The following is a 20,457-nucleotide window of genomic DNA, read 5'->3' as shown; positions in this document are numbered from 1 at the left end:
CAACTGAAAAAATGATATAAAACATTTATTTACGATCGTGATGGCAAAGTGATTTTTATCACTTATAATACCTACAATCTACATTTTTAAATGGTATACGATGTTGCAACTTTGTTGCTATTCAATAATTCAACAGCTTATGTCTATTTTAATACTAGTCCGCCATGGACAATCTGTTTATAATCTGGAAAATCGATTTACTGGAACTCTCGATATAGATCTTACCCCTTTGGGAGAGGAAGAAGTAAGACTGGCAGGAGAAAAACTCAAAGACTACAAATTTGAAATAGCGTATACTTCAATGCTAATAAGAGCACAAAAAAGTTTGCGAATCATTCTTGAAGTACTAGGGCAACCCGAAATACCAGTGGTGAAAAATAGCGCTCTCAATGAAAGAATGTATGGCAGTTTACAGGGCCTAAACAAAGCTGAAATTGCAAAGAAATATGGCACAGAACAAGTTGAAATATGGCGTAGAAGTTATGCTATATGTCCGCCCGATGGAGAAAGTTTGGCTTCGACCTTTGACAGAACGGTTTCTTATTACAAAACTGAAATTGAATCCAATTTAAGAGCTGGTAAAAATGTACTCCTTGTTACCCACGGCAATAGTTTAAGAGCAGTAATGATGTATTTAGAAAACATCAGTCCAAAGGATATTGAAAAAATCAATATCCCAACTGGTTTGCCCCGAAAATATTGTATGGATACTAATTTAAACATTTTAAATGTTGCTTATTTATAAAATTCCAATCAAAAGTATATCTCAAAGAATCTATTCCGCAATATTGTCTTCTTTCTATTACTTACTATTATCATCACCCAAACTATAACCATTATTCTCTTCATCCTCACTTCCTGTTTGTTCCATATCATCATCGAGTTCAGATCCAGGAATATCTAAATCTAAACCTGAAACATCTTCATTAAAATTCTTTTCATTCCATTTAGAATTTCTAGGTTCATTTGGTGTCTTATTTTTGGTGATGTCTTCGGGATCAATATCTTTTGCTTCCGTTAGCTTATTAAAAATATCTTCACTCGGAGGATAGTTTAATGCTGCTACTTTTTCATTCTCCTTTTTGGAGGATTTTGATAATGTGTTTTTATTTTTCATACTATTTAGATGTATTGATGATTGCTATTCCTTTTAGTAATGGCTAAAATTTAATGTCGTATTTAAAAAAAATACTAAATTTCTTTGCCACAGATTAGCACAGATTAATTCGTTATATAATTTTAAAAAATCTTTTTAATCTGTGGCGAAAACTCTTTTTATGAATATACTTGTTTATAAATGCGTTCTAATTGGCAACTATCAAACTATGATTATGACTATGAAGCGTATTTGTCTTATTGTATTGCATTTCTCGTCTGCATTTTTCGACTGTAAGTCTTGCCATAAGATAACTTACAGTTGATTCTGCACCTTGATTGAGGTTGATATAATCTTCTTCCAGACCGTCATAACATCCACCAGTACAGGGATTGTAAATAATTTGTTGGAGATGATTGTTCCCAAGAAACCAACTGAAAGCCATTTCCATTTTCTGTAAATAGGCATTATTTTTAAAAGTGTCATTAAATTTAGCCAATGCCAAGATAGTATAGGCTACATCAATGGGTTGTTCGCCTCCAATTACTTCTTTATGAACTGCTTTGTTATTGTGCAACCATCCCTTATTAGAAATTACTTTAATACTGTTTTCGGTAATTGTTTTTGATAGTAAAAAATCGAAAGACGTTTTTGCTATTCCTTTGTAAATCACTTCGCCTGTAGCCAGATAAGCACAAAGTATGGCTTCGGGTAAAATGCTGTTTCCGTACGTCATATAGCTCTCAAACCAATGCCAGCCTGGTTTTGATTCGTGTTTGTACATTTGAACCAATCGGTTTGCCAATAGTTTTATCAGTACTTTGTTTTCAAAACTTATTTCCTTTTTGTTTGCGTAATAGATTCCTTTTATTGTAAAAGCCATTGCCCTTGTGGAGTGCATTTTATGAGTATTAGCTAAAGCAGACTGCATTGTTTTTCTTGCTTCTAAGATTAATGTTTTGGGTAACAAATTGCTCATAGAAATCATAAATCCTAAAGCCCATATAGCTCTTCCGTTAGAATCCTCTAAGTTTTCACTATTTTGGTCTGTGAATTTTTTTTGTTCGTTTACATAATTCAAAAATGTGCCGTCTTTTTGCTGGCAAAAGTGGATAAACTGGTAGTATTGATCGATATAGATTAAGTCGTCACTATCATTTGTTAATTCAAAATGCTGGCACATCGCTACTAAAGCTCTTGCATTATCATCGAGCGTATACCCACTATTTAAATCTGGTTGGTTAATAATCGAAAACTGTATCATTGCAAATGGACTCGTTAATGCCTTGAAATGGTTCAGGTTTATTTTAGGTGTTCTATAATTTAGCTTTAATTTTTTCTGCAAAAATTTTTCGAATAATTTAGTATGTGCAATAGCCGAATTTTCCCAAGCTGTTGGTGCCATTTTATGAATCCCATTATTTGAAATTTCCTTACATAACTTTGGATTATCTAATAAAATGGCTACTTGTTTTTCTAATTGCACTGAATTTCCAAAGTCAATAATATTACCTCCGCCTTTCATTAATAATTCTCCAGCATGTGGTATAGGAGTAGAAATCACTGGACAACCACAACTTATAGCATAAGAAAACGTACCACTTACAGCCTGATTTGGATCTTTTGAGGTAAAAAGATAAATATCTGTTAGTTGTAAATAGTCGAGTAATTCCTCGAGCGGCAAATACGTATTAATGAATTTTACATGATGCTGAAGTCCGAGTATTTCTATTTTTTGTTCCAGACTTTGACGGTATTTTTCGCCTTCTTCTTGTACAACAGATGGGTGTGTTTTGCCTATAATCAAAAATAGGATATCAGGATTTTTAGCAATCATTACTGGCATTGCATCTAATGAGGTTTCTATAGATTTTCCAGAGCTGAGCAAACCAAATGTAGAAATTATTTTTCTGCCAGATAATTTGTATTTTTCTTTTAAAGCTTCTTTATCTATGTATTTTACCAAATGTGTTCCGTGCGGAATGACAGTAATTTTGTTTTTTAAAATCCCGTAATCCTGTTCCAATAATTTTGCAGATGCATGGGTCATTACTATAAAAGAGTCAACAATAGCATTCATTTCGGCTATGTTTTTTTTCAGTTGCATATCTGGATTAGGCAGTACCGTATGAAAAACAATGATAATAGGTTTATTTATCGCTTTTAAAAAAAGGATAAAATCTGCTTCATTGGTTTTAAATAAACCAAATTCGTGCTGAATCAATACCAATTCTAAGGAGTGATTTACATTAATGGTATTTGCGAGTTTAGTATAAGAGATTTTATTATCCGTTTCCAAAAAATAAGTTACCTCATCAGTATAAGAATACGTATTGTTTTGCGTTTCCAGAGCTGCAATTTTAATATCAAAAGTGTTTTGGAATTTATTTTTTAATGCCAAAATTAAATCTTGTGAATAGGTTGCAATCCCACATTCACGAGGTGGATAAGTAGTGATAAATAAAATTTCGGGCAATTTCTCCTTATCTATTACTGAAACTTTATCCAAGCTGAAAAATTTGCCATTTTGACCTAAATATCCATTGTTGCGATTTGATCTTATTTTATTTATCATCGTGTAGTTTATTAAGTAATAATTCATTGATTAATCCTGAAAAAGAGACCGAAGCACAAGCAATTCTTTCGTCTGCAGCACCATAATAGATGTACAATGTATCGTTAAAAACTACTGCCCCACTCGGAAAGCAAACATTATTTACCTCCCCTTTTAGTTCCCATTCTAATTCTGGTTTGAATAAAGGATACGGTAAGCGAGCGATTTCTTTTCTAGGGTTTTCTAGATCCAGTAAAGCCGCGCAGGCCGAATAAACGTATCCATCCAGACCATCCTTGACACCATGATATATAATTAACCATCCTTGATCTGTTTCTATAGGAGGACAACCACCGCCAACATAGCTGATTTCATGATCAAATTTTGAAGTAAGTACAACATGGTCATTAAAATGGACCATGTAATCGTCGTAAAAAAGTTCAGTTAAATCATTTAAATCTTCAATACCAACAAGAATCTGAATTTCGGGTTTAATCCGGTGTAACAAGTAAAATTTTCCTTTTATTTTCCTAGGAAAAAAAATCACATTCTTGTCCCACAGCAGTGCTTTTTTTGGATGCTTCTCCAATTCAACGTTATGCCTGTTGTAGCGGAAATATTTTTCATTGAGAGGAACGTCCATTCCAGCAAGGCTATTAAATTTTTCAAAACTAATCTGTGGAACTATAATTCCTTTTTTTTCAAAATGAATCAGATCTTTTGAAATAGCAAGACATCCTAAAGCATTAATCCCATCAAAACCGGTATACGTTAAATAGTAGGTGTCTTCTATTTTTACTATCCTTGGGTCTTCTATTCCATGACTTTCATAGTCAAATTCGGGGAACAAAATAGGTGATTTATTTCTGTCCACAACTAATAAAGGACCTTCTAGTATACAATACCCTATGCTTGAATGATTGCCTTTGCGCACTGCTCGATAAAAAAGATGAACAAAATCGCCCTCTTTTATTGCTGCAGGATTTAGTACTCCTTCATTTTCAAACGGTATAATCGTTTTTTCTATTAGTACGCCTTCTTTTTTGACTTGTATCATTTATTGTTTCTTTTAATATGTTTTACCCATTTTAAAAAATAGAGTAGCATTGAAATTATTTATAAAATTGTAACATCAATCTTCTTGAAATACTCTCGAACAAATTCAAGTTGTTTTTTATCAGACATTTCATCAGCATGTATCACATCAATCTTTATGCTGTTAAAAAGACGATTTTGTCTTAAAAAATTAAATAATTCCGACTTTGCAGTAGTAGGACCAAACAGAACTACCTCAGTAAAATCCTTAATAGTAGCTGCCAATTTTTTATAATAGCCATTTAATCTTTGCTGTTGTTTATTGTGCATTTCACTTTCACTGCGATGTAGTGTTTCATCGGTATCCTGATGGTCAAAATCAAGTGAAACTGTTTCTGTGTTTTTTATTTTATCCGAAAATTCGATAAGATGTGCATGGGCATGATTCATACAAATGCCTAATTTTTTTATTGGTTTCATTGTTATTTTTTTGGTTTATTCCGCTTCCATTACTAACTCATTACTAACATGTATAACTCCAGGTGTTTTCCATGCTATGCGTCCTGCTATTTCTTTTTGATACCAAGAATCAACAGTACCTTTTAAAATTATTTTTGAATCTACTACCTCGATTTCAATATTTTGTGAATCCAGAGCATGATGGTTTTCTAATGCGAGCCTTAGCGCTGTACTATTAATTACAGTATCGCTTTGTGATTTTATCCCAATATAATTGCTAACCCCTTTGACCCCAATAAGATTTACAACAGCCTCTTTAGCGGCTTCTTTCTGATAATTCCATTCTAATTCTCCAAAAAGAGTTACCCATCCATTTATAACACTTACTTTGATTGTGTCGTTTACGGTATGCCAATTCCATCTGAAAATGGTAAGGATTTCGGCTGTGATTGCAACATCCTTTTTACCTTCCCAGCTATTTATTAGCACATCAATTTTATTGATTACAGATTTTACTCCAGCTATTTTTCTGGTGCTATTTTCGGCTTGTGTCTTCTTTATATAATTTTCTACTACACCTGTAAGTGTAACTACTCCATCATTCGAGATTACTATTATATTACTAATAGAAATAGGCGATTTCCATTTTAAAGCATTGCTGACATCCTTTTGTAAAATTTCATCAGTTTTCATTTTTTATTTGTTGCGAATGAAAAGCTGCATTCATTCTGTATCAACACAAAATTGGAACAAATACAATTGAATTGAAATGAGAATGAGCAGTACTATTAGTGATTTATATCACTTAATTAATCCTACAAGGGAAGTGAAATTATGGATGAGTCAATTATGCAATATATTTTGACAATTGTGTAATAGTTTATGGCTGTAAAAAGATCATATTTACATATTTACAATACTCTTTTGCAATAAATAGTTATGGAAAATGCTGCCTTACTTCATGCCCTAGTTCATAACGCCATTGATGGTATTATCACTATTGATGATTTTGGAACTATAGAAAGTATAAACCCTTCAGCTTGTAAACTTTTTGCCTATTCTGAAGAGGAGGTTTTAGGAAATAATATCTCGATGCTGATACCCGCACCCGACAGGGAGGCTTATACTGACTACCTCCAACATTGTAGAGAGACTGAAGATGTTCATAATATAGGAATTGGCACAGAACTTATTGGTAAAACTAAAGAGGGTTGCCAATTTCCGTTCAGACTAGGAGTAAGTGAAGTCAACTATGCAGGCAGAAGGATATATGCTGGATTTATACATGACCTGAGCCAACAAAAAAAAGATGAAGAACACCTTAAAAATTATGCTTCCCATTTAGAAGAGCTTGTAGAACAACGAACTAAAACCCTAAATGATACGATACGTGCTCTGGAGAAATCAAAAGAAAAAGTAAGCGCTACTTTAGAGAAAGAAAAGAGACTCAGTACCTTGAAAAATAGATTTTTATCAATGGCTTCACATGAGTTCCGTACCCCATTAAGTACTGCGCACTTATCAGCATCTCTAATTGAAAAATATGCCGAACCATTAGAAAATACCAATATTACTAAACATGCCGGTAAAATTATTAGTGCAGTGACCAATCTAGCTACTGTATTAAATGATTTTTTATACACTGAACAATTAGAAATAGGTATGGTAAAAGCAAATCAGACTTGTTTTGACCTAGTACAATTAGCCGAAGAAATTACAGAAGAGTTGCAATTGCTTGCAAAAGGAGAACAGCAAATACATTTTACACATTTTGGTAGTCAAAAATTAATTAATCTGGACCAAAACTTACTTAAAAACAGCATTATTAATTTAATTACAAATGCTATAAAATATTCTGGAGATACTTCAAATATCGATTTTACTACTGAAATTAATGATACCCACTGTATTATTAAAGTACAAGATGAAGGGATAGGAATTCCAGAAGAAGATAAGCAACATGTATTTGAACCGTTTTTCAGGGCACATAATACCGGTACTATTCCTGGAACTGGACTCGGTTTAAATATTGTTGCCCGATATATTGCCCTAATGCAGGGTACTATTTCATACAGCAGTATTATAGATAAAGGAACATTATTTACCCTAACATTTTCAATGAAATGAGCAAAGTATTGGTAATAGAAGACAACATAGAAATAAGTGAAAATATAGTTGAAATTCTTGAATTGGCAGACTATGACGTGATTGTGGCCAAAAATGGCAAACAAGGAGTTGAAATGGCTACGATGGATTTACCCGATATTATTCTCTCTGATATAATGATGCCAGATCTAGATGGGTATGGCGTATTATACCTTCTGCATAAAAATCCAGAAACCACAACTATTCCGTTTATTTTCATTACTTCAAAATCAGAACGAGTTGATTTGCGTAAAGGAATGGAAATGGGTGCCGATGATTATCTGACAAAACCATTTGGCAGGTTAGAACTTTTAAATGCTATCGAAACCAGGTTGAAGAAAAAAGACTGTCAAGACCTTTATCATAGTAAATCATTGGAGAATTTGGATCACCTTGTGTCAAAAAATAATGGATTGACTGAATTAAAGAAAATTATATCCGAGCGAAAAACTAGGTTCTTCAAAAAAAACCAGATTATTCATTATGAGGGAGACCATGCCACGGGTATTTACCTTGTAATTTCAGGCAAAGTTAAGACCATGAAAATGGCAGAAGATGGCCGGGAATTGATGACAGGCATCTACCAAGCAGAAGATTTTTTAGGCATCAACACTATTCTTTCTAATAATGAATACGATGACACCGCAACCACACTAGAAGACAGTTGTTTGTGTTTTTTTCCTAAAACGCAATTTGATGAAATGTTGCGACTGTATCCAGATGTTGCAGGGAAATTTCTTGAAATCTTATCCCATGAAATTCGTAAAAAGGACGGGTATCTTTTGCAGCTTGCCTACCAATCTGTTCGGAAAAGGATTTCAGAAGCGATTCTACGTTTATACAAACAACACGAAAATGGAATAAAGACGTTAAGCGTTAGCAGGGACGACTTAGCGGCATTATCAGGAACAGCCGCAGAAACAGTAAGCCGCACACTAACTGAATTTAAAAATGAAGGACTGATTGAGAAAAAAGGGAGTACCCTAAAGATCCTGAATCCTGATAAAATGAGTAAGATGAGGAATTAGTGAAATGACGTACACGGCAAACTTGGGTTAAGGGTACTTGGTCTAAATGAATGTTTTGCAATTTACGATAACACGCTTTTCAATCCCTGCGTATTCCAATTGTCAAGACCGATGTTTTATATCCTCTAATTTTTTCTCAATTTATCGATATACTATGTAGTCACGGATTGCAAATTTTATTGATCGGGTTTTCTGTTATTATTTACCTCATGTAGTTGCAATTTGTTTTGTACAGTTAGCTATAATCTTGGCTATCCTGTCCGCTAAATGTTTAACAATGTGAATTTTGTAACTATTTAATATAATTGTGTAGATGATCCATTTTACTAATCTTTAAATTTGTTTTTCAACTAATAACATAATTAATTTCTAAATTTAAAAGTTATGAAAACGACAACAGATCAGCTAGAAAAAGTTCGTGATGCAGAGAAAAAAAAGACAGTAACAACTGCCAAGAAAAAAAACGATGAGCCAAAAAAAGATGTTGTAAAAGCTAAACCTGATGCAGCAAAAGACTTAAGAGATTTTTTTGAAGACGGCTTAAAAGATATTTACTGGGCAGAAAAAGCATTAACAAAAGCATTGCCTAAAATGGCAAAAAATGCAACGGCTTCAAAATTAATTCATGCGTTCGAGAGTCATTTGAAAGAGACCGAAGAGCACGTTACTCGTTTGGAGAAAATATTTGAATCTTTGGGTCTCAAAGCAGTTGCCAAGAAATGCGATGCAATGGCGGGACTACTTGAAGAGGCTGAAGGAATTATCGAAGAAACTAAAGTTGGAGATGTTCGTGATGCCGCAATGATTTCCGCAGCACAAAAAGTAGAGCACTATGAGATAGCAACTTATGGTACTTTACGAGTATATGCAGTAACTCTTGGTGAAACAAAAGCCGCCTTGCTTCTTGCAAAAACACTTGAAGAAGAGAAAAATGCTGACGTAAAATTAACAGAAATAGCTGTTTCTCATATCAATGTAGACGCTGCACACGAAAGCCATAAATAATATTATGTACTTCATCACGAATTTTACCGTGATAAAAAACGCCCGAATCATTGATTGGGCGTTTTTTTTTTAGTTTTTTTTGAGATTCCTATTTTCATTATCAAAAAGTTTTGAAAATCGATCTTTCTCAAATGTAAGCTACCAACTATTCCACATTCAAGAACAGGAAAGACTGTTAAAGAGCAGGACAATTTCAAGATATTTAAAAGCAGATTGTTTTGAAACTTGAAGTATTACATCCTTTTGATAGGCTACTAGAATTGATTGGTTCCGAAAACACGGATTTGAAATCCATGCGCATTCCAATTGTCAAGACCGACTTTTTATAACATACAATTTTTTTCTTACTTTAGCGCCATACTAAATGGTCATGGATTGCAAATCCGAGCGATCGGGATATTTGTTATAGATGAATGTTTTTCAATTCAATGTCATCATGCTACTATTTTCCTAATACTATTAATGAGGTAATTTATCTCTAAAATAACCATATACCCAAGTCCCAACAATAGCAAAGAATAAGGTTACAATCATCACGGTTACTCCAGTTCCTATTTGAGCGAAGATTGGACCAGGACACGCTCCAGTAATAGCCCAACCTAAACCAAAAATAAGTCCGCCAATTATTTGACCTTTGTTGAATTTTTTATCGTGAAATTCTATTTTTTCTCCATAAATGGTTTTGATATTGAATTTTTTGATAAGAAAAACAGAAATCATTCCCACCACAACAGCACTACCAATAACACCATACATGTGAAAGGATTGAAAACGGAACATTTCTTGAATGCGGAACCAACTGATGATTTCGGCTTTGATGAATACAATGCCGAACAATAAACCTACGATTAGGTATTTAATGTTGTGGTACCATTTGTGTTCTAAATGACTTTCGTTGATGCAAATTGTGTCTAAAGAACGTGTTTCAAAATCTGTATTTTGATCTATATTATTCATATTGTATTTTTTAAAGTGAAAGTATGTAAGGAAGAATAAAATTGGCCATTAGTAGTCCGCCTATGAAAAAGCAACAAGTAGCAATTAGTGATGGTACTTGCAGATTTGACAAACCCGAAATAGCGTGTCCACTTGTGCAACCACCGGCATAACGCGAGCCAAAACCTATCATAAAACCTCCCAAAACCATCATTAAAAATCCTTTGATTGTGAATAGATTTTCCCAAGAGAAAATTTCTGATGGTAACATTCCGTCAATGTGTGTAATACCATAAGTTGCTAATTCTGTCCTTAGATCGTCATTGATGATTATAGGGTTCGGATTGGACAAAAAATGAAAAGCAATTACACCTCCTATTAGAATCCCAACTATAAAAAACATATTCCAAATTTCTTTTTTCCAATCGTATTTAAAGAACGGAATGTTTGCAGGTAAACAAGCGGCACAAGCATGACGTAAATTAGCACTAATACCAAAATTCTTGTTTCCTAAAATTAATAATGCTGGTACGGTAAGACCTACTAATGGACCAGCAATGTACCAAGCCCAAGGTTGATTGATGAATTCTATAATTTCCATAATTTAAAATTTTATGATGCAAATTTGAACTAAAAAAAAGACCTGGTTTGTAACCTTTGTCACATAACAAAAAAAGTGCTTGATTTCTCAAACACTTTTTTTACTATTTTATTAAGTTAAATTACCAACAACAACGCAACTCACAAAAGATTTTCCTTTATGTAAAAGTGTGTCATGTCCTTTTGCGGGATAACCCAAGGTCGATAATATATTTACAAAAACAGCTCTATCTGTATCAAAAATAACAGTAATGGTATCTGTTTCTTTTATCGATTTCGACTTCGGTTCCGTTTTCAATTTTTAGTAGTGCCGTTTTTATACTATTCAAACAACCACCCTATTTTAGGTATCATTTATATCTATTTTTAAAACTATTTTATATCCATCCATTCATTTGTTCCACCGCAAAGCCAATTGGCTTTATATCCTAAATCGGATAGTAATTTTGCACCGTCTATAGATCGACCACCGCCTTTGCCACAAGCAGTTACATAATGATTTTTCTTGTTCAATAAAACACTATTTTCTTTTAAAGTATTCAAAGGAATATGTATTGCATCTTCAATATGATAATTGTCAAATTCCTCTTTAGAACGAACATCAATTATTTGAACGATTATATTATTTCCAATTAGTTCCTTCACCGTTTCTACTTCTATACAATCGATGCTTTTTTTGGTGTCGTTTGGCATTCTCACTTTTATAATTATTGATGAAATTATTGTTAGTATTCCAATCAAATAAATGGCATATTCTATTCCAAATACATCGGCTGTAATTCCCGAAATTATTGCTCCAATAGCGTACCCTAAATCTCTCCATAATCTAAAAACACCAATGCTTTCTGCTCTTTGAAAAGGATTAGTAGCACCTGCAATTGTCGATAAAAAAGTTGGATAAACCAAAGCCGTTCCAAAACCTAAAAGTCCTGAAACTAATGCTAATTGATAAAAAACACTACAAAAAGGAATGGCAATAATAGCAATACCTTGTACTAACATTCCCCAAAAAAGCATTGCCTTTTTTGAATAAATATCAGACATTTTACCCGTAAACAATTGTCCAATTCCCCAAACCGTAGGATATATAGCTGTTATAATTCCAATATTTGCTGTTTTATAATGCATCGTGAATAAAATGATTGGCAATAATCCCCAAATCATACCATCATTTAAGTTATTTACCAATCCTGCTTGTGTTACTGCGCTTAATGTTTTGTTTTTGAAAGTAGTTTCGATAAAAACATTATTTAGTTTTTCTGGATTTACTGCACTAGAAATAGCTTCTTTATGTACAAAATGACGAGTGTCTTTGACAAAAAGTAGCGTAAGCAAAAATCCTACTATCGAAATTCCAATTCCAAGATAAAAAGGATAAGGGGTTACACCATATTTTTCGGCTATAATCCCTGTTAAAAACGCGACAACTCCAACAGCAAAATAGCCCGCAAACTCGTTTAGTCCCATTGCAAAACCTCTGTCTTTTTCGCCAACTAAATCTATTTTCATTACTACAGTACTGCTCCAAGTCAAGCCTTGACTGATGCCTAGTAAAATATTAGCGAAAATTACCCAGTTCCAAGAACTGGCATTTATTAAAATAAAAGGTACGGGAATGGCTAAAAACCAACCAAATAAAAGTAAATTTTTTCTCCCAAATCGATTGGCTAATTTTCCGGTGAAATAATTCGTAATGGCTTTAGTAACTCCGAATGCTACTATAAATGAAAGAATAGCTGTTTTGGAAGCCATTCCAAATTCAACTTCAGCAAATTTTGGAAAAATCGATCTTTCCATTCCAACCATTGCACCAACAAAAGCATTGATGATTACCAGTATTGTAAATTGTTTCCAATTTTCTTTTAGACCGAGTTTTATGTTATCTTTTTTCAATTTTGTCTTTTTAAAATCTTAAGCAATTCCGTCTGGGCTTGCTATTTATTGTCCAATTAGTTTTGACCAAGTAGTAAATCTCCAATAACTATCCAATATTTTTCTTCACTCATAATATTCTAATTGATAATCTCCTATGTGTTTTTTGTTCTCTAAAATTGATTTTTTATGTTTGAAATAATTAACAATTCCAATTATGAAAATAATTCCCGAAACTGCAAATAAAACTATTTCGATGGCAATACTATTTTCGATTTTTAATACATTTTTTAGACTTAAACCTGCAATTAGAAAATACATTGCAGTTCGCAAAAATGCTAAAAAAGTAGATTGGTTAGCAAGTACAGTTCGTTGTAATGCCAATTTTTCTCTTAAAATTAAATCTTTGTTGATAGGTTTTTGGTTGTTCATTTAGAGTTGGTTTTATCAAGAATGATTTTGATTATTTCTTCTTTGGTTAGAACCCCAGATTGTCGCCATAGTTGTTTACCGTCTTGAAAAAGCATCATAGTAGGAACTCCGCGAACTTGGTATTTTTGTGCCAATGTTTGGTTTTTGTCTACATCTATTTTAATAATCGTAATACGATCTTGAAGACTTTCCTTCACTTGATTTAGAACAGGTAAAAGCATTTGGCAAGGACCACACCAAGTGGCAAAGAAATCTACCAAAACTGGTTTTTCAGAATTTATAATGTCATTGAAATTACTCATTTTCTTGTTTTTTTTTGGAATTGAACAGCCATAGCTACCAAAACCAATAGTAAATAAAGTGCTTATTTTTTTAAATATAGTATTCACATCTTGCCAAGTGCCCCCATTAGTAACATTTACAAAACCATTTTGTTCTAATATACTTTTGGCTTGACCGCTACGGTTACCACTTCGGCAAAAAACGACAATGTTTTCTTTTCCTTTAAATTTATCCAAGTTTACAGCAATTTGGTCTAAAGGAATGTTTGTTGAACCTTTTACATTACCCTCAGCAAATTCGTCAGGAGAACGGACATCTACCAAAAACGCTCCTTCTTTTACTATAGTTACTAACTTCTCGTTATTATTTCCGCCAAATATAGTATTGAAAATTCCCATATCTTATTTTTTTATGATTATTAAATTATACTTTTAAAACTTTACTTTGACACACAAAATCGGTTTTAGAAACAGTTGTTTTTGCAATGGCATTATAACCACCTTCAATTTCAGAGAAGTTTCTGTACCCACGTGCTTGTAATATTGATGCAGCCATCATCGAACGATATCCACCTGCGCAGTGCATAAAGAAATGTTCTTCGGGATTAATGTCTTTCACCCATTCATTTATAGCTGCTAAAGGACGGCTGTAAGCTTCCTCGACGTGTTCTGCTTCGTACTCACTTTCTTTACGGACATCGATAACTTTACTTTCTCCAATTTTTACTGCTGCCTCAAATTGGTCGGCAGTTATTCTGTTTACAGTATCGACTTCATATCCTGCGGCTGCCCATGCTTGAAAGCCATTTTTTAAATGTCCGATCACGTTATCGAAACCAACACGAGTTAAACGTGTTACTGTTTCTTCTTCCAAACCTAAATCGGTTACTAATAAAATAGGTTGTTTGACATCGCCAATTAAAGCACCAACCCAGGGAGCAAAATCGCCATCGATACCAATGTTTATTGATTGTGGAATAAATCCTTTTGCAAAATCGCCATTATTTCGAGTGTCTAAAATTAATGCGCCAGTTTCTTCAGCAACCACTTCAAAATCTGAAGCCTTGATAGCTTTCATCCCCTGATTGAAAACCGTTTCAAAACTTTCAATTCCGCTTTTGTTCATGGCTACATTCATTCCGAAATAAGCTGGCGGTGGCAATAAACCATCAGTAACTTCTTTGACAAATTCGGCTTCAGTCATGTTGGCGCGCAAGGCATAATTAGTTGCTTTTTGGTCACCAATAGTACCTACCGTTTCTTTGCTCATATTTTTTCCGCAAGCCGAACCGGCACCGTGCGCTGGATAAACAATTACGTCATCAGCCAAGGTCATAATTTTATCTCTCAAGGAATGGAATAACAATCCAGCCAATTGCTCTTGTGTCATGTGAGCTACTTTTTGTGCCAAATCAGGACGACCAACATCACCTAAAAATAAGGTGTCACCAGAAAAAATGGCGTGGTCATTTCCATCAGCATCAATTAATAAATACGTGGTACTTTCCATTGTATGACCTGGCGTGTGCAATACTTTTATTTTGATATTTCCAATTTCAAAAACTTGATTGTCTTTTGCTGAAATGAATTCAAAGTCAGGTTTAGCATGTGGACCATAGACGATAGATGCTCCTGTTTTTTTGCTTAAATCTAAGTGACCTGAAACAAAATCGGCGTGAAAATGGGTTTCGAAAATGTATTTTAATTTTACCCCGTCTTTTTCTAATCTATCCATATAAGGTTGAGTTTCACGAAGAGGGTCAATGATTGCTGCTTCTCCATTGGATGTGATATAATAAGCTCCTTGAGCTAAACATCCTGTATATATTTGTTCGATTTTCATTGTACTGTTGTTTACTATTTTTAATATTGTAAAACAAAATTAGTATTTGATTTTTGCTTTAATTGTAACAATTATCACATAACCTTTATTTAAGGAAAAAATAATTCTTTGATTATGATATTGATAACCAAAACCAACCAAAATAAGGTTTTAATTTTGCCCCATCTATTTTTTGGATAAAGCCGTTCCGGCTACTATTCCGATAATTTCACAGTCAGAAATTGTGAATAAAAATTACTAATACTAGAATGTTTATGAACACTCACACACCACTTACTAATCCTGAAAAAATACCGACAACTTCACCTTCAATTACTATTAATGGATAATTTAATTTTTGTTCTTCTTCGTTGTCAGCAACATTAGTTTTTTTATCTTTTTTTTCATGCTGTAAGAAGCTGCAGTAATTAAAATACTTTTGGTAACAGCAAAATCGCCAATTGTAAAAACTTCTTTTGGTATCGCTGGTACAATCAAAGTACGAGTTGTAAAAACAGCTATAATTGATAGGATTCCAAAAACATAACCGTTTTTATATTAACCAATCCTTTTTTGAAATAGCCAACAGAACCAGCACCGCTAGTTAAATCAACCAATAAATAATGAGTAAGAAGTTGCTACAACAGGTTCGATAGCAAACAAATAAACTAACATTGGGACAGTTAATATTGAGCCACCACCTCCTATTAGCCCTAGCGCAACACCAATACGTATTGATGCAAAAGAACCTATGTATTCCATAATTGTAAAATTTTATCCTGCAAATATTGACAGTTTAAATTTCACAATTTGTAACTTTTATCACATAGGTGTTTTATTTTAAAAGTTCGATGTGATTACGATGCAATTTTAACGCACCACGTTGTTCTAATTTTTTGAGTAATCGAGAAATTACTTCTCTAGAGGTGTTTAATTCGGTAGCAATTTCTTGATGTGATAATTTTAAATCTGCACAACCGCAAGCATCTTTATGTCGTTTTAAATAAAACTCTAAACGTTCATCCATCGCTCTAAACGCAATACTATCGACTACTTCTAATACTTCTTCAAAACGACTTCTGTAGGTGTCAATTACAAATTCGTACCAACTACGGTGTTGCATCATCCATTTATCCATGAGTGATAAAGGAACCATAACCAATTCTACATCTTCTACCACTTTTGCCATAATTTGGCTCTGTTCATTTTTTGAAGCACAAATCATAGAAATTGCACACGCTTGACCTGGTTTCAAATAGTACATAAAAAACTCTCCGCCATCTTCGTCTTCGCGATAAATCTTGATGCTTCCGCTCAAAACTAATACTGTATTTTTTATATACTGACCTGTTCTCATTATGACATCGCCTGCAGCAAAAGATTGATCAAGTGCATTGGAATTTATATCTTCTATAAGTGCATTCGAAAACGATGGGAATCGTTCTTTAAGGTTTAGGATCATTTTGTGCAGTTTATACTAAATAGAGTAATTTAGATTAATCAAGTTGTAACAAAATTAGTCAAATTTAATTTTTTAAAATAATCAATTGAAACAATTAACCATTGGTTATTTTTTAGACATTTTCTTTATTGATAAATTTTTTTTCAAATTATTCATATCCTCATTTACTTTTATTATTAAAAACAATTGTTTCGTGTTGGGTAGTTCGCAAGTTTTTATGATCAAGCATTTTATTTTCGCATGTAAAATCATTAACGAAGTACATCTTCATCATTCCTCTATTTTTAACTTCAATTTTGCCTCTATATTCACAGTTAAAAGCCTCTTTAATCAACTCGTAGGTGTTTTCAGATATATTAATTTTACCAGGTTCTGAATTATTTTCCATGCGAGATGCAATGTTAACCGTATCTCCCCAAATATCATACGCAAATTTCTTAGTTCCAACGACTCCGGCTACAACTGGTCCAGAATTAATTCCGATGCGTACTTCAAAACGGGTATGATTTAGAGGATTATTATTTTTTGAATCCGTAACAAATTGGGTGATTTCAAAAGCGGCATGAATCATTTTAGAAGCATGATCGTTTGTTGCAAACGGTAATCCTCCCGCACACATATAACAATCTCCTACCGTTTTGATTTTTTCTAAATCATATTTCGCCATAATTTCATCAAATTTCGAAAAATAATAGTCCACACTTTCTACCAATTTCTCTGGTGATAACCTTTCCGAGTAATGTGTAAATCCTTCGAAGTCAGCAAATAAAACTGTTACAGATTCGAATTTTTTGGCTAGTACTTTTCCATTTTGTTTCAACTCATTCGCTGTTTCCTCGGGAAGAATATTAAGCAATAAGTGGTCTGACCGGTTCATTTGTTCTTCAATAATAACATTTGTTTTCTTTATGAATTTATAACGTCTGTACATTCCGAAGGCTAATAAAAAAACAAGTATCGCTGAAACAGCAGATGAAATTGCCATAATCTGACGGTTTTTTTTCCCTTGATTTAGTAAATCGACTTCAGACTGTTTTTGTGAAACTTCATAATCCGTTCGTAAATCAGCCATTTGCTGAACAGATTTGAGATTAGTAATGCTATCCCTATAAACGATATGATTTTTATAATATTTAAAGGATTCAGCAGTATCTCGGGCTTTTTGATACATCTCAGAAAGTTTGAGATTTGAGGTACTGATTTGATCTTTCAACCCATATCTTTGGGCTAGTTCCAGACTTCTTTGTGCATAATTAAGTGCTGTAGTCCAATCATTCTGTTTTAAATAAATATCAGACATGTACGTCAGATAATCTGAAATGGCATAATAATCCTTAAGTTCTTCAAGCATTTTTATGGATTGACTAATATAATTCTTTGCCAATACGTCCTTTCCTTGCTCTGCATACACCATTCCTATATTTCCCAAGTTATAAGCTGTACCAATTAAGTAACCCGCTTTCTTGAAAATTTCTCCTGATTCTCTAAAATAACGCAAAGCTAAATCATATTTCTTATTTTTTGAATATTCGTCACCCGCGTTGAGTAAAGCGGATGCTAAACCAATTGAATTGTCTGTTTTTCGTAATAATTTGATCGCTTTTTCGTAGTATAGTAGGGAATTTTTAGAATTCCCCATAACTGAATATACATCCGCGATTGAAGAATATGCAGTCCCTTGTCCTATGATGTATTTAGCTTTTGATGCTACCGCTTCACTCTTGAAAAAAGCATCTAGCGATTTATCCAATTCTCCTAATAGTCTAAGTTTATTCCCTTTTTGAAAATAGCCTCGATGCAGATATAAATAGTTTTTTTCTATTCTGGAAAGTGCTATCAGTTCTTCAGCGTATTTTAAGGATAACCTGAGATTATTCACTTCATTAAAAGACAAATTCCTAAGCAATTCTAATTTTTCAGCATTATCAAGATTCCCTTCCTGATAAATTTTCACTAGACTATCTGCCACTTTTTGCTCTTGGGCTGAAATATTGTAATGAAAAAAAAATACAAAAAGGGAAACTGTAAAGTAATATTTAAACAAGGGTAGTTCTATCATTGATTAACTTGTATTTTCGGATCGATTTTAAAAGTACCCGGTCGTCTATTGCCATTATTAAAAACATTAAACAGTATGGTGTATTTTTCTGTTTCACCTTTGGCGTTGTTTCGAACAGCGCCGGAAACTTTTTCGGGATGACGCCCATTTCCAGGCAGTTTATCATGATTGAAAATATTAGATCCGCCACTATGATTTATATTGGTAATATTGACTTCGTCTAATGGCGTTACGCTAGAAACCCCTTGCCAGGTGATTGTATCCCCCGCATTGACCTGAATTAAAAAATCTTCATTACTGATTCCTGGACCTTGTCCGAAATCACAAAAAAGATCAGTATTTTGCACTGTAATTTGACTTGTGTCAACAGTTAGTGTTACGATTACTTCTGCCATAATTGATATATTTAAAGGTTAATAAAATCTAATTGAGAAAACTATTCATTAAAAAATGGCTGGGGGAACCAATGAATCGAAATAAAAGCTAACATTCTAGTTATTAGACAAATATAATCAATATTTACAAAATAAAGTAGTATATTTAAAGGATTTTAATCCAAATTCTTCTTTATGAATATTGAACATCAACCTATCGACTGGCAGGAAATATTTCATCCTAAAAATATTGTTTTAAATTTAGTGGGTGTCGCATTTATTACATTGGCATTAAAAGGCTTTATGATACCAAATAAATTTTTAGACGGTGGGATTATAGGTATTTCTATACTTATGCATGAAATCACTCATTTGCCATTTGGAATACTGGTGCTTAGCTTAAACCTACCGTTCTTGTTCTTAGGGAAAAGACTGCTGGGAAAAACATTTGCCATCCAAAGTTTGATCACATTTTTATTGATAGCAGCCGCAATGACCTTTGTACAGATCGATGCCGTTACTACAGATAATCTTTTAATTGCGCTGTTTGGTGGTTGTCTTATTGGCATTGGAATGGGTTTGTGTATTAGAAGTGGTTCAACAGCGGATGGTGTGGAAATTCTTGCCTTGTTAACTACCCGAAAAATTGGGCTTAATGTCTCAGAAGTGATTTTTGCTCTGAACAGCTTATTATTTCTGGCTGCTGCTTGGTATTTTGGAATTGCTACCGCATTATATTCGATAGTTACTTATTTTTCGGCCATAAAATCACTTGATTATATTGCCCATGGTTTAGAACAATATACTTCCTTAAACATCATTTCATCTAAAAGTGAAGATATTAAGGCGCTAATCGTAAAAAAATTCGGAAAAGGGATTACAGTAATTAAAGGCGAGCGCGGCTATTTACCAGAAACTTTTTATATGAAAACGGACTGTGATATCATTGTAACGGTAGTGACTCGACTTGAATTACTTAGAATCAAAGATGAAATAAGAAAATTAGATCCTAAAGCTTTTATGTTTATTCAATACATCAAAGAAGCGAGTGGCGGCATTCTAAGAAATAAGCAAAAACATTCTTAAAGGAACGAATTATGTTACTAGATTCAATGAAGAAAGTGAGTACTTATACCCTATCCTAAAAAATCAAAAATGAATATGTCAATACAACCCGCAGTAATACCTAACCGTTGTAATTATTGATAGTGCAAACACTTTATAATCCTAACAAAATAGGTGTAATCTATTAGTAATCAATATTTAAACTGAATCAATACCGCTTATAATATTAAAT

General features: G+C 33.3%; 21 protein-coding genes and 1 pseudogene. 5 read left to right on the top strand and 17 right to left on the bottom strand.

Annotated elements, in window-relative coordinates:
• The first annotated feature begins 139 nt into the window (after window positions 1-139).
• The gene (locus AC061C_RS08990; protein ID WP_478290894.1) at window positions 140-745 is read left to right on the top strand and encodes a 2,3-bisphosphoglycerate-dependent phosphoglycerate mutase; all 606 of its coding nucleotides are present in this window, start codon (window positions 140-142) and stop codon (window positions 743-745) included.
• A 57-nt stretch (window positions 746-802) separates the two neighbouring features.
• On the opposite strand, the gene AC061C_RS08985 is transcribed toward AC061C_RS08990, so the two are convergent.
• From AC061C_RS08985 to AC061C_RS08965, 5 genes are all read right to left on the bottom strand, one after another.
• Window positions 803-1,117, bottom strand: coding sequence for a hypothetical protein (locus tag AC061C_RS08985; RefSeq protein WP_478290893.1), 315 nt, complete (start codon window positions 1,115-1,117; stop codon window positions 803-805).
• Between the two features lie 187 nt (window positions 1,118-1,304).
• Window positions 1,305-3,671: a glycosyltransferase gene (locus tag AC061C_RS08980; protein ID WP_478290892.1), complete on the bottom strand. Its 2,367-nt coding sequence runs from the start codon at window positions 3,669-3,671 to the stop codon at window positions 1,305-1,307.
• Window positions 3,661-4,707, bottom strand: a complete 1,047-nt coding sequence (locus AC061C_RS08975; RefSeq protein ID WP_478290891.1) for a glycoside hydrolase family 130 protein — start codon at window positions 4,705-4,707, stop codon at window positions 3,661-3,663. The genes AC061C_RS08980 and AC061C_RS08975 overlap by 11 nt, the downstream gene beginning before the upstream one ends.
• A 59-nt stretch (window positions 4,708-4,766) precedes the next feature.
• Complete coding sequence (locus tag AC061C_RS08970; protein WP_478290890.1) at window positions 4,767-5,165, bottom strand: hypothetical protein; 399 nt, start codon at window positions 5,163-5,165, stop codon at window positions 4,767-4,769.
• A gap of 15 nt (window positions 5,166-5,180) precedes the next feature.
• On the bottom strand, window positions 5,181-5,837 hold the full coding sequence (locus AC061C_RS08965; RefSeq protein ID WP_478290889.1) for a BON domain-containing protein: 657 nt from the start codon (window positions 5,835-5,837) through the stop codon (window positions 5,181-5,183).
• A gap of 246 nt (window positions 5,838-6,083) precedes the next feature.
• Between AC061C_RS08965 and AC061C_RS08960 the strand changes: the two genes are divergently transcribed.
• From AC061C_RS08960 to AC061C_RS08950, 3 genes are all read left to right on the top strand, one after another.
• Window positions 6,084-7,271, top strand: a complete 1,188-nt coding sequence (locus tag AC061C_RS08960) for a PAS domain-containing sensor histidine kinase (RefSeq protein ID WP_478290888.1) — start codon at window positions 6,084-6,086, stop codon at window positions 7,269-7,271.
• Complete coding sequence (locus AC061C_RS08955) at window positions 7,268-8,317, top strand: response regulator (RefSeq protein WP_478290887.1); 1,050 nt, start codon at window positions 7,268-7,270, stop codon at window positions 8,315-8,317. Before AC061C_RS08960 ends, AC061C_RS08955 begins: the two co-directional genes overlap by 4 nt.
• 384 nt (window positions 8,318-8,701) lie before the next feature.
• Window positions 8,702-9,322: a YciE/YciF ferroxidase family protein gene (locus AC061C_RS08950; RefSeq protein WP_478290886.1), complete on the top strand. Its 621-nt coding sequence runs from the start codon at window positions 8,702-8,704 to the stop codon at window positions 9,320-9,322.
• Window positions 9,323-9,781: 459 nt separating this feature from the next.
• Here the strand turns inward: AC061C_RS08950 and AC061C_RS08945 are convergent, their stop codons facing one another.
• The 12 genes and pseudogenes from AC061C_RS08945 to AC061C_RS08890 form a co-directional block, all read right to left on the bottom strand.
• Window positions 9,782-10,279: a DUF6691 family protein gene (locus AC061C_RS08945; RefSeq protein WP_478290885.1), complete on the bottom strand. Its 498-nt coding sequence runs from the start codon at window positions 10,277-10,279 to the stop codon at window positions 9,782-9,784.
• A 10-nt stretch (window positions 10,280-10,289) separates the two neighbouring features.
• Window positions 10,290-10,859 carry a YeeE/YedE family protein gene (locus tag AC061C_RS08940; protein ID WP_478290884.1) on the bottom strand — a complete coding sequence of 190 codons (570 nt, stop codon included), beginning with the start codon at window positions 10,857-10,859 and terminating at the stop codon, window positions 10,290-10,292.
• Window positions 10,860-10,970: 111 nt separating this feature from the next.
• Window positions 10,971-11,156 (bottom strand): hypothetical protein, encoded by a 186-nt coding sequence (locus AC061C_RS08935; protein WP_478290883.1) that lies wholly within the window; start codon window positions 11,154-11,156, stop codon window positions 10,971-10,973.
• Window positions 11,157-11,230: 74 nt separating this feature from the next.
• On the bottom strand, window positions 11,231-12,751 hold the full coding sequence (locus tag AC061C_RS08930; protein ID WP_478290882.1) for an MFS transporter: 1,521 nt from the start codon (window positions 12,749-12,751) through the stop codon (window positions 11,231-11,233).
• Window positions 12,752-12,856: 105 nt separating this feature from the next.
• Window positions 12,857-13,162 (bottom strand): DUF202 domain-containing protein, encoded by a 306-nt coding sequence (locus tag AC061C_RS08925; protein WP_478290881.1) that lies wholly within the window; start codon window positions 13,160-13,162, stop codon window positions 12,857-12,859.
• Window positions 13,159-13,464, bottom strand: a complete 306-nt coding sequence (trxA, locus tag AC061C_RS08920; RefSeq protein WP_395046456.1) for a thioredoxin — start codon at window positions 13,462-13,464, stop codon at window positions 13,159-13,161. The genes AC061C_RS08925 and trxA overlap by 4 nt, the downstream gene beginning before the upstream one ends.
• Window positions 13,465-13,632: 168 nt before the next feature.
• Window positions 13,633-13,842: pseudogene (locus AC061C_RS08915) on the bottom strand (rhodanese-like domain-containing protein); the annotation flags it as partial.
• 25 nt (window positions 13,843-13,867) lie between these two features.
• On the bottom strand, window positions 13,868-15,286 hold the full coding sequence (locus AC061C_RS08910) for an MBL fold metallo-hydrolase (protein WP_478290880.1): 1,419 nt from the start codon (window positions 15,284-15,286) through the stop codon (window positions 13,868-13,870).
• A gap of 588 nt (window positions 15,287-15,874) precedes the next feature.
• Window positions 15,875-16,027, bottom strand: a complete 153-nt coding sequence (locus AC061C_RS08905) for a hypothetical protein (RefSeq protein WP_478290879.1) — start codon at window positions 16,025-16,027, stop codon at window positions 15,875-15,877.
• A 73-nt stretch (window positions 16,028-16,100) separates the two neighbouring features.
• Window positions 16,101-16,727, bottom strand: a complete 627-nt coding sequence (locus AC061C_RS08900) for a Crp/Fnr family transcriptional regulator (protein WP_478290878.1) — start codon at window positions 16,725-16,727, stop codon at window positions 16,101-16,103.
• Window positions 16,728-16,887: 160 nt separating this feature from the next.
• Window positions 16,888-18,786: an adenylate/guanylate cyclase domain-containing protein gene (locus tag AC061C_RS08895; RefSeq protein ID WP_478290877.1), complete on the bottom strand. Its 1,899-nt coding sequence runs from the start codon at window positions 18,784-18,786 to the stop codon at window positions 16,888-16,890.
• Window positions 18,783-19,181 (bottom strand): hypothetical protein, encoded by a 399-nt coding sequence (locus AC061C_RS08890; RefSeq protein ID WP_478290876.1) that lies wholly within the window; start codon window positions 19,179-19,181, stop codon window positions 18,783-18,785. Before AC061C_RS08890 ends, AC061C_RS08895 begins: the two co-directional genes overlap by 4 nt.
• Window positions 19,182-19,355: 174 nt before the next feature.
• On the opposite strand from AC061C_RS08890, the gene AC061C_RS08885 reads away from it, so the two are divergent.
• Window positions 19,356-20,246, top strand: coding sequence for a YitT family protein (locus AC061C_RS08885; RefSeq protein WP_478290875.1), 891 nt, complete (start codon window positions 19,356-19,358; stop codon window positions 20,244-20,246).
• The last annotated feature ends 211 nt before the right edge of the window (window positions 20,247-20,457 follow it).

Source organism: Flavobacterium sp. GNP010 (assembly GCF_056428945.1).
This window is presented reverse-complemented; position numbering and strand designations above follow the sequence as displayed.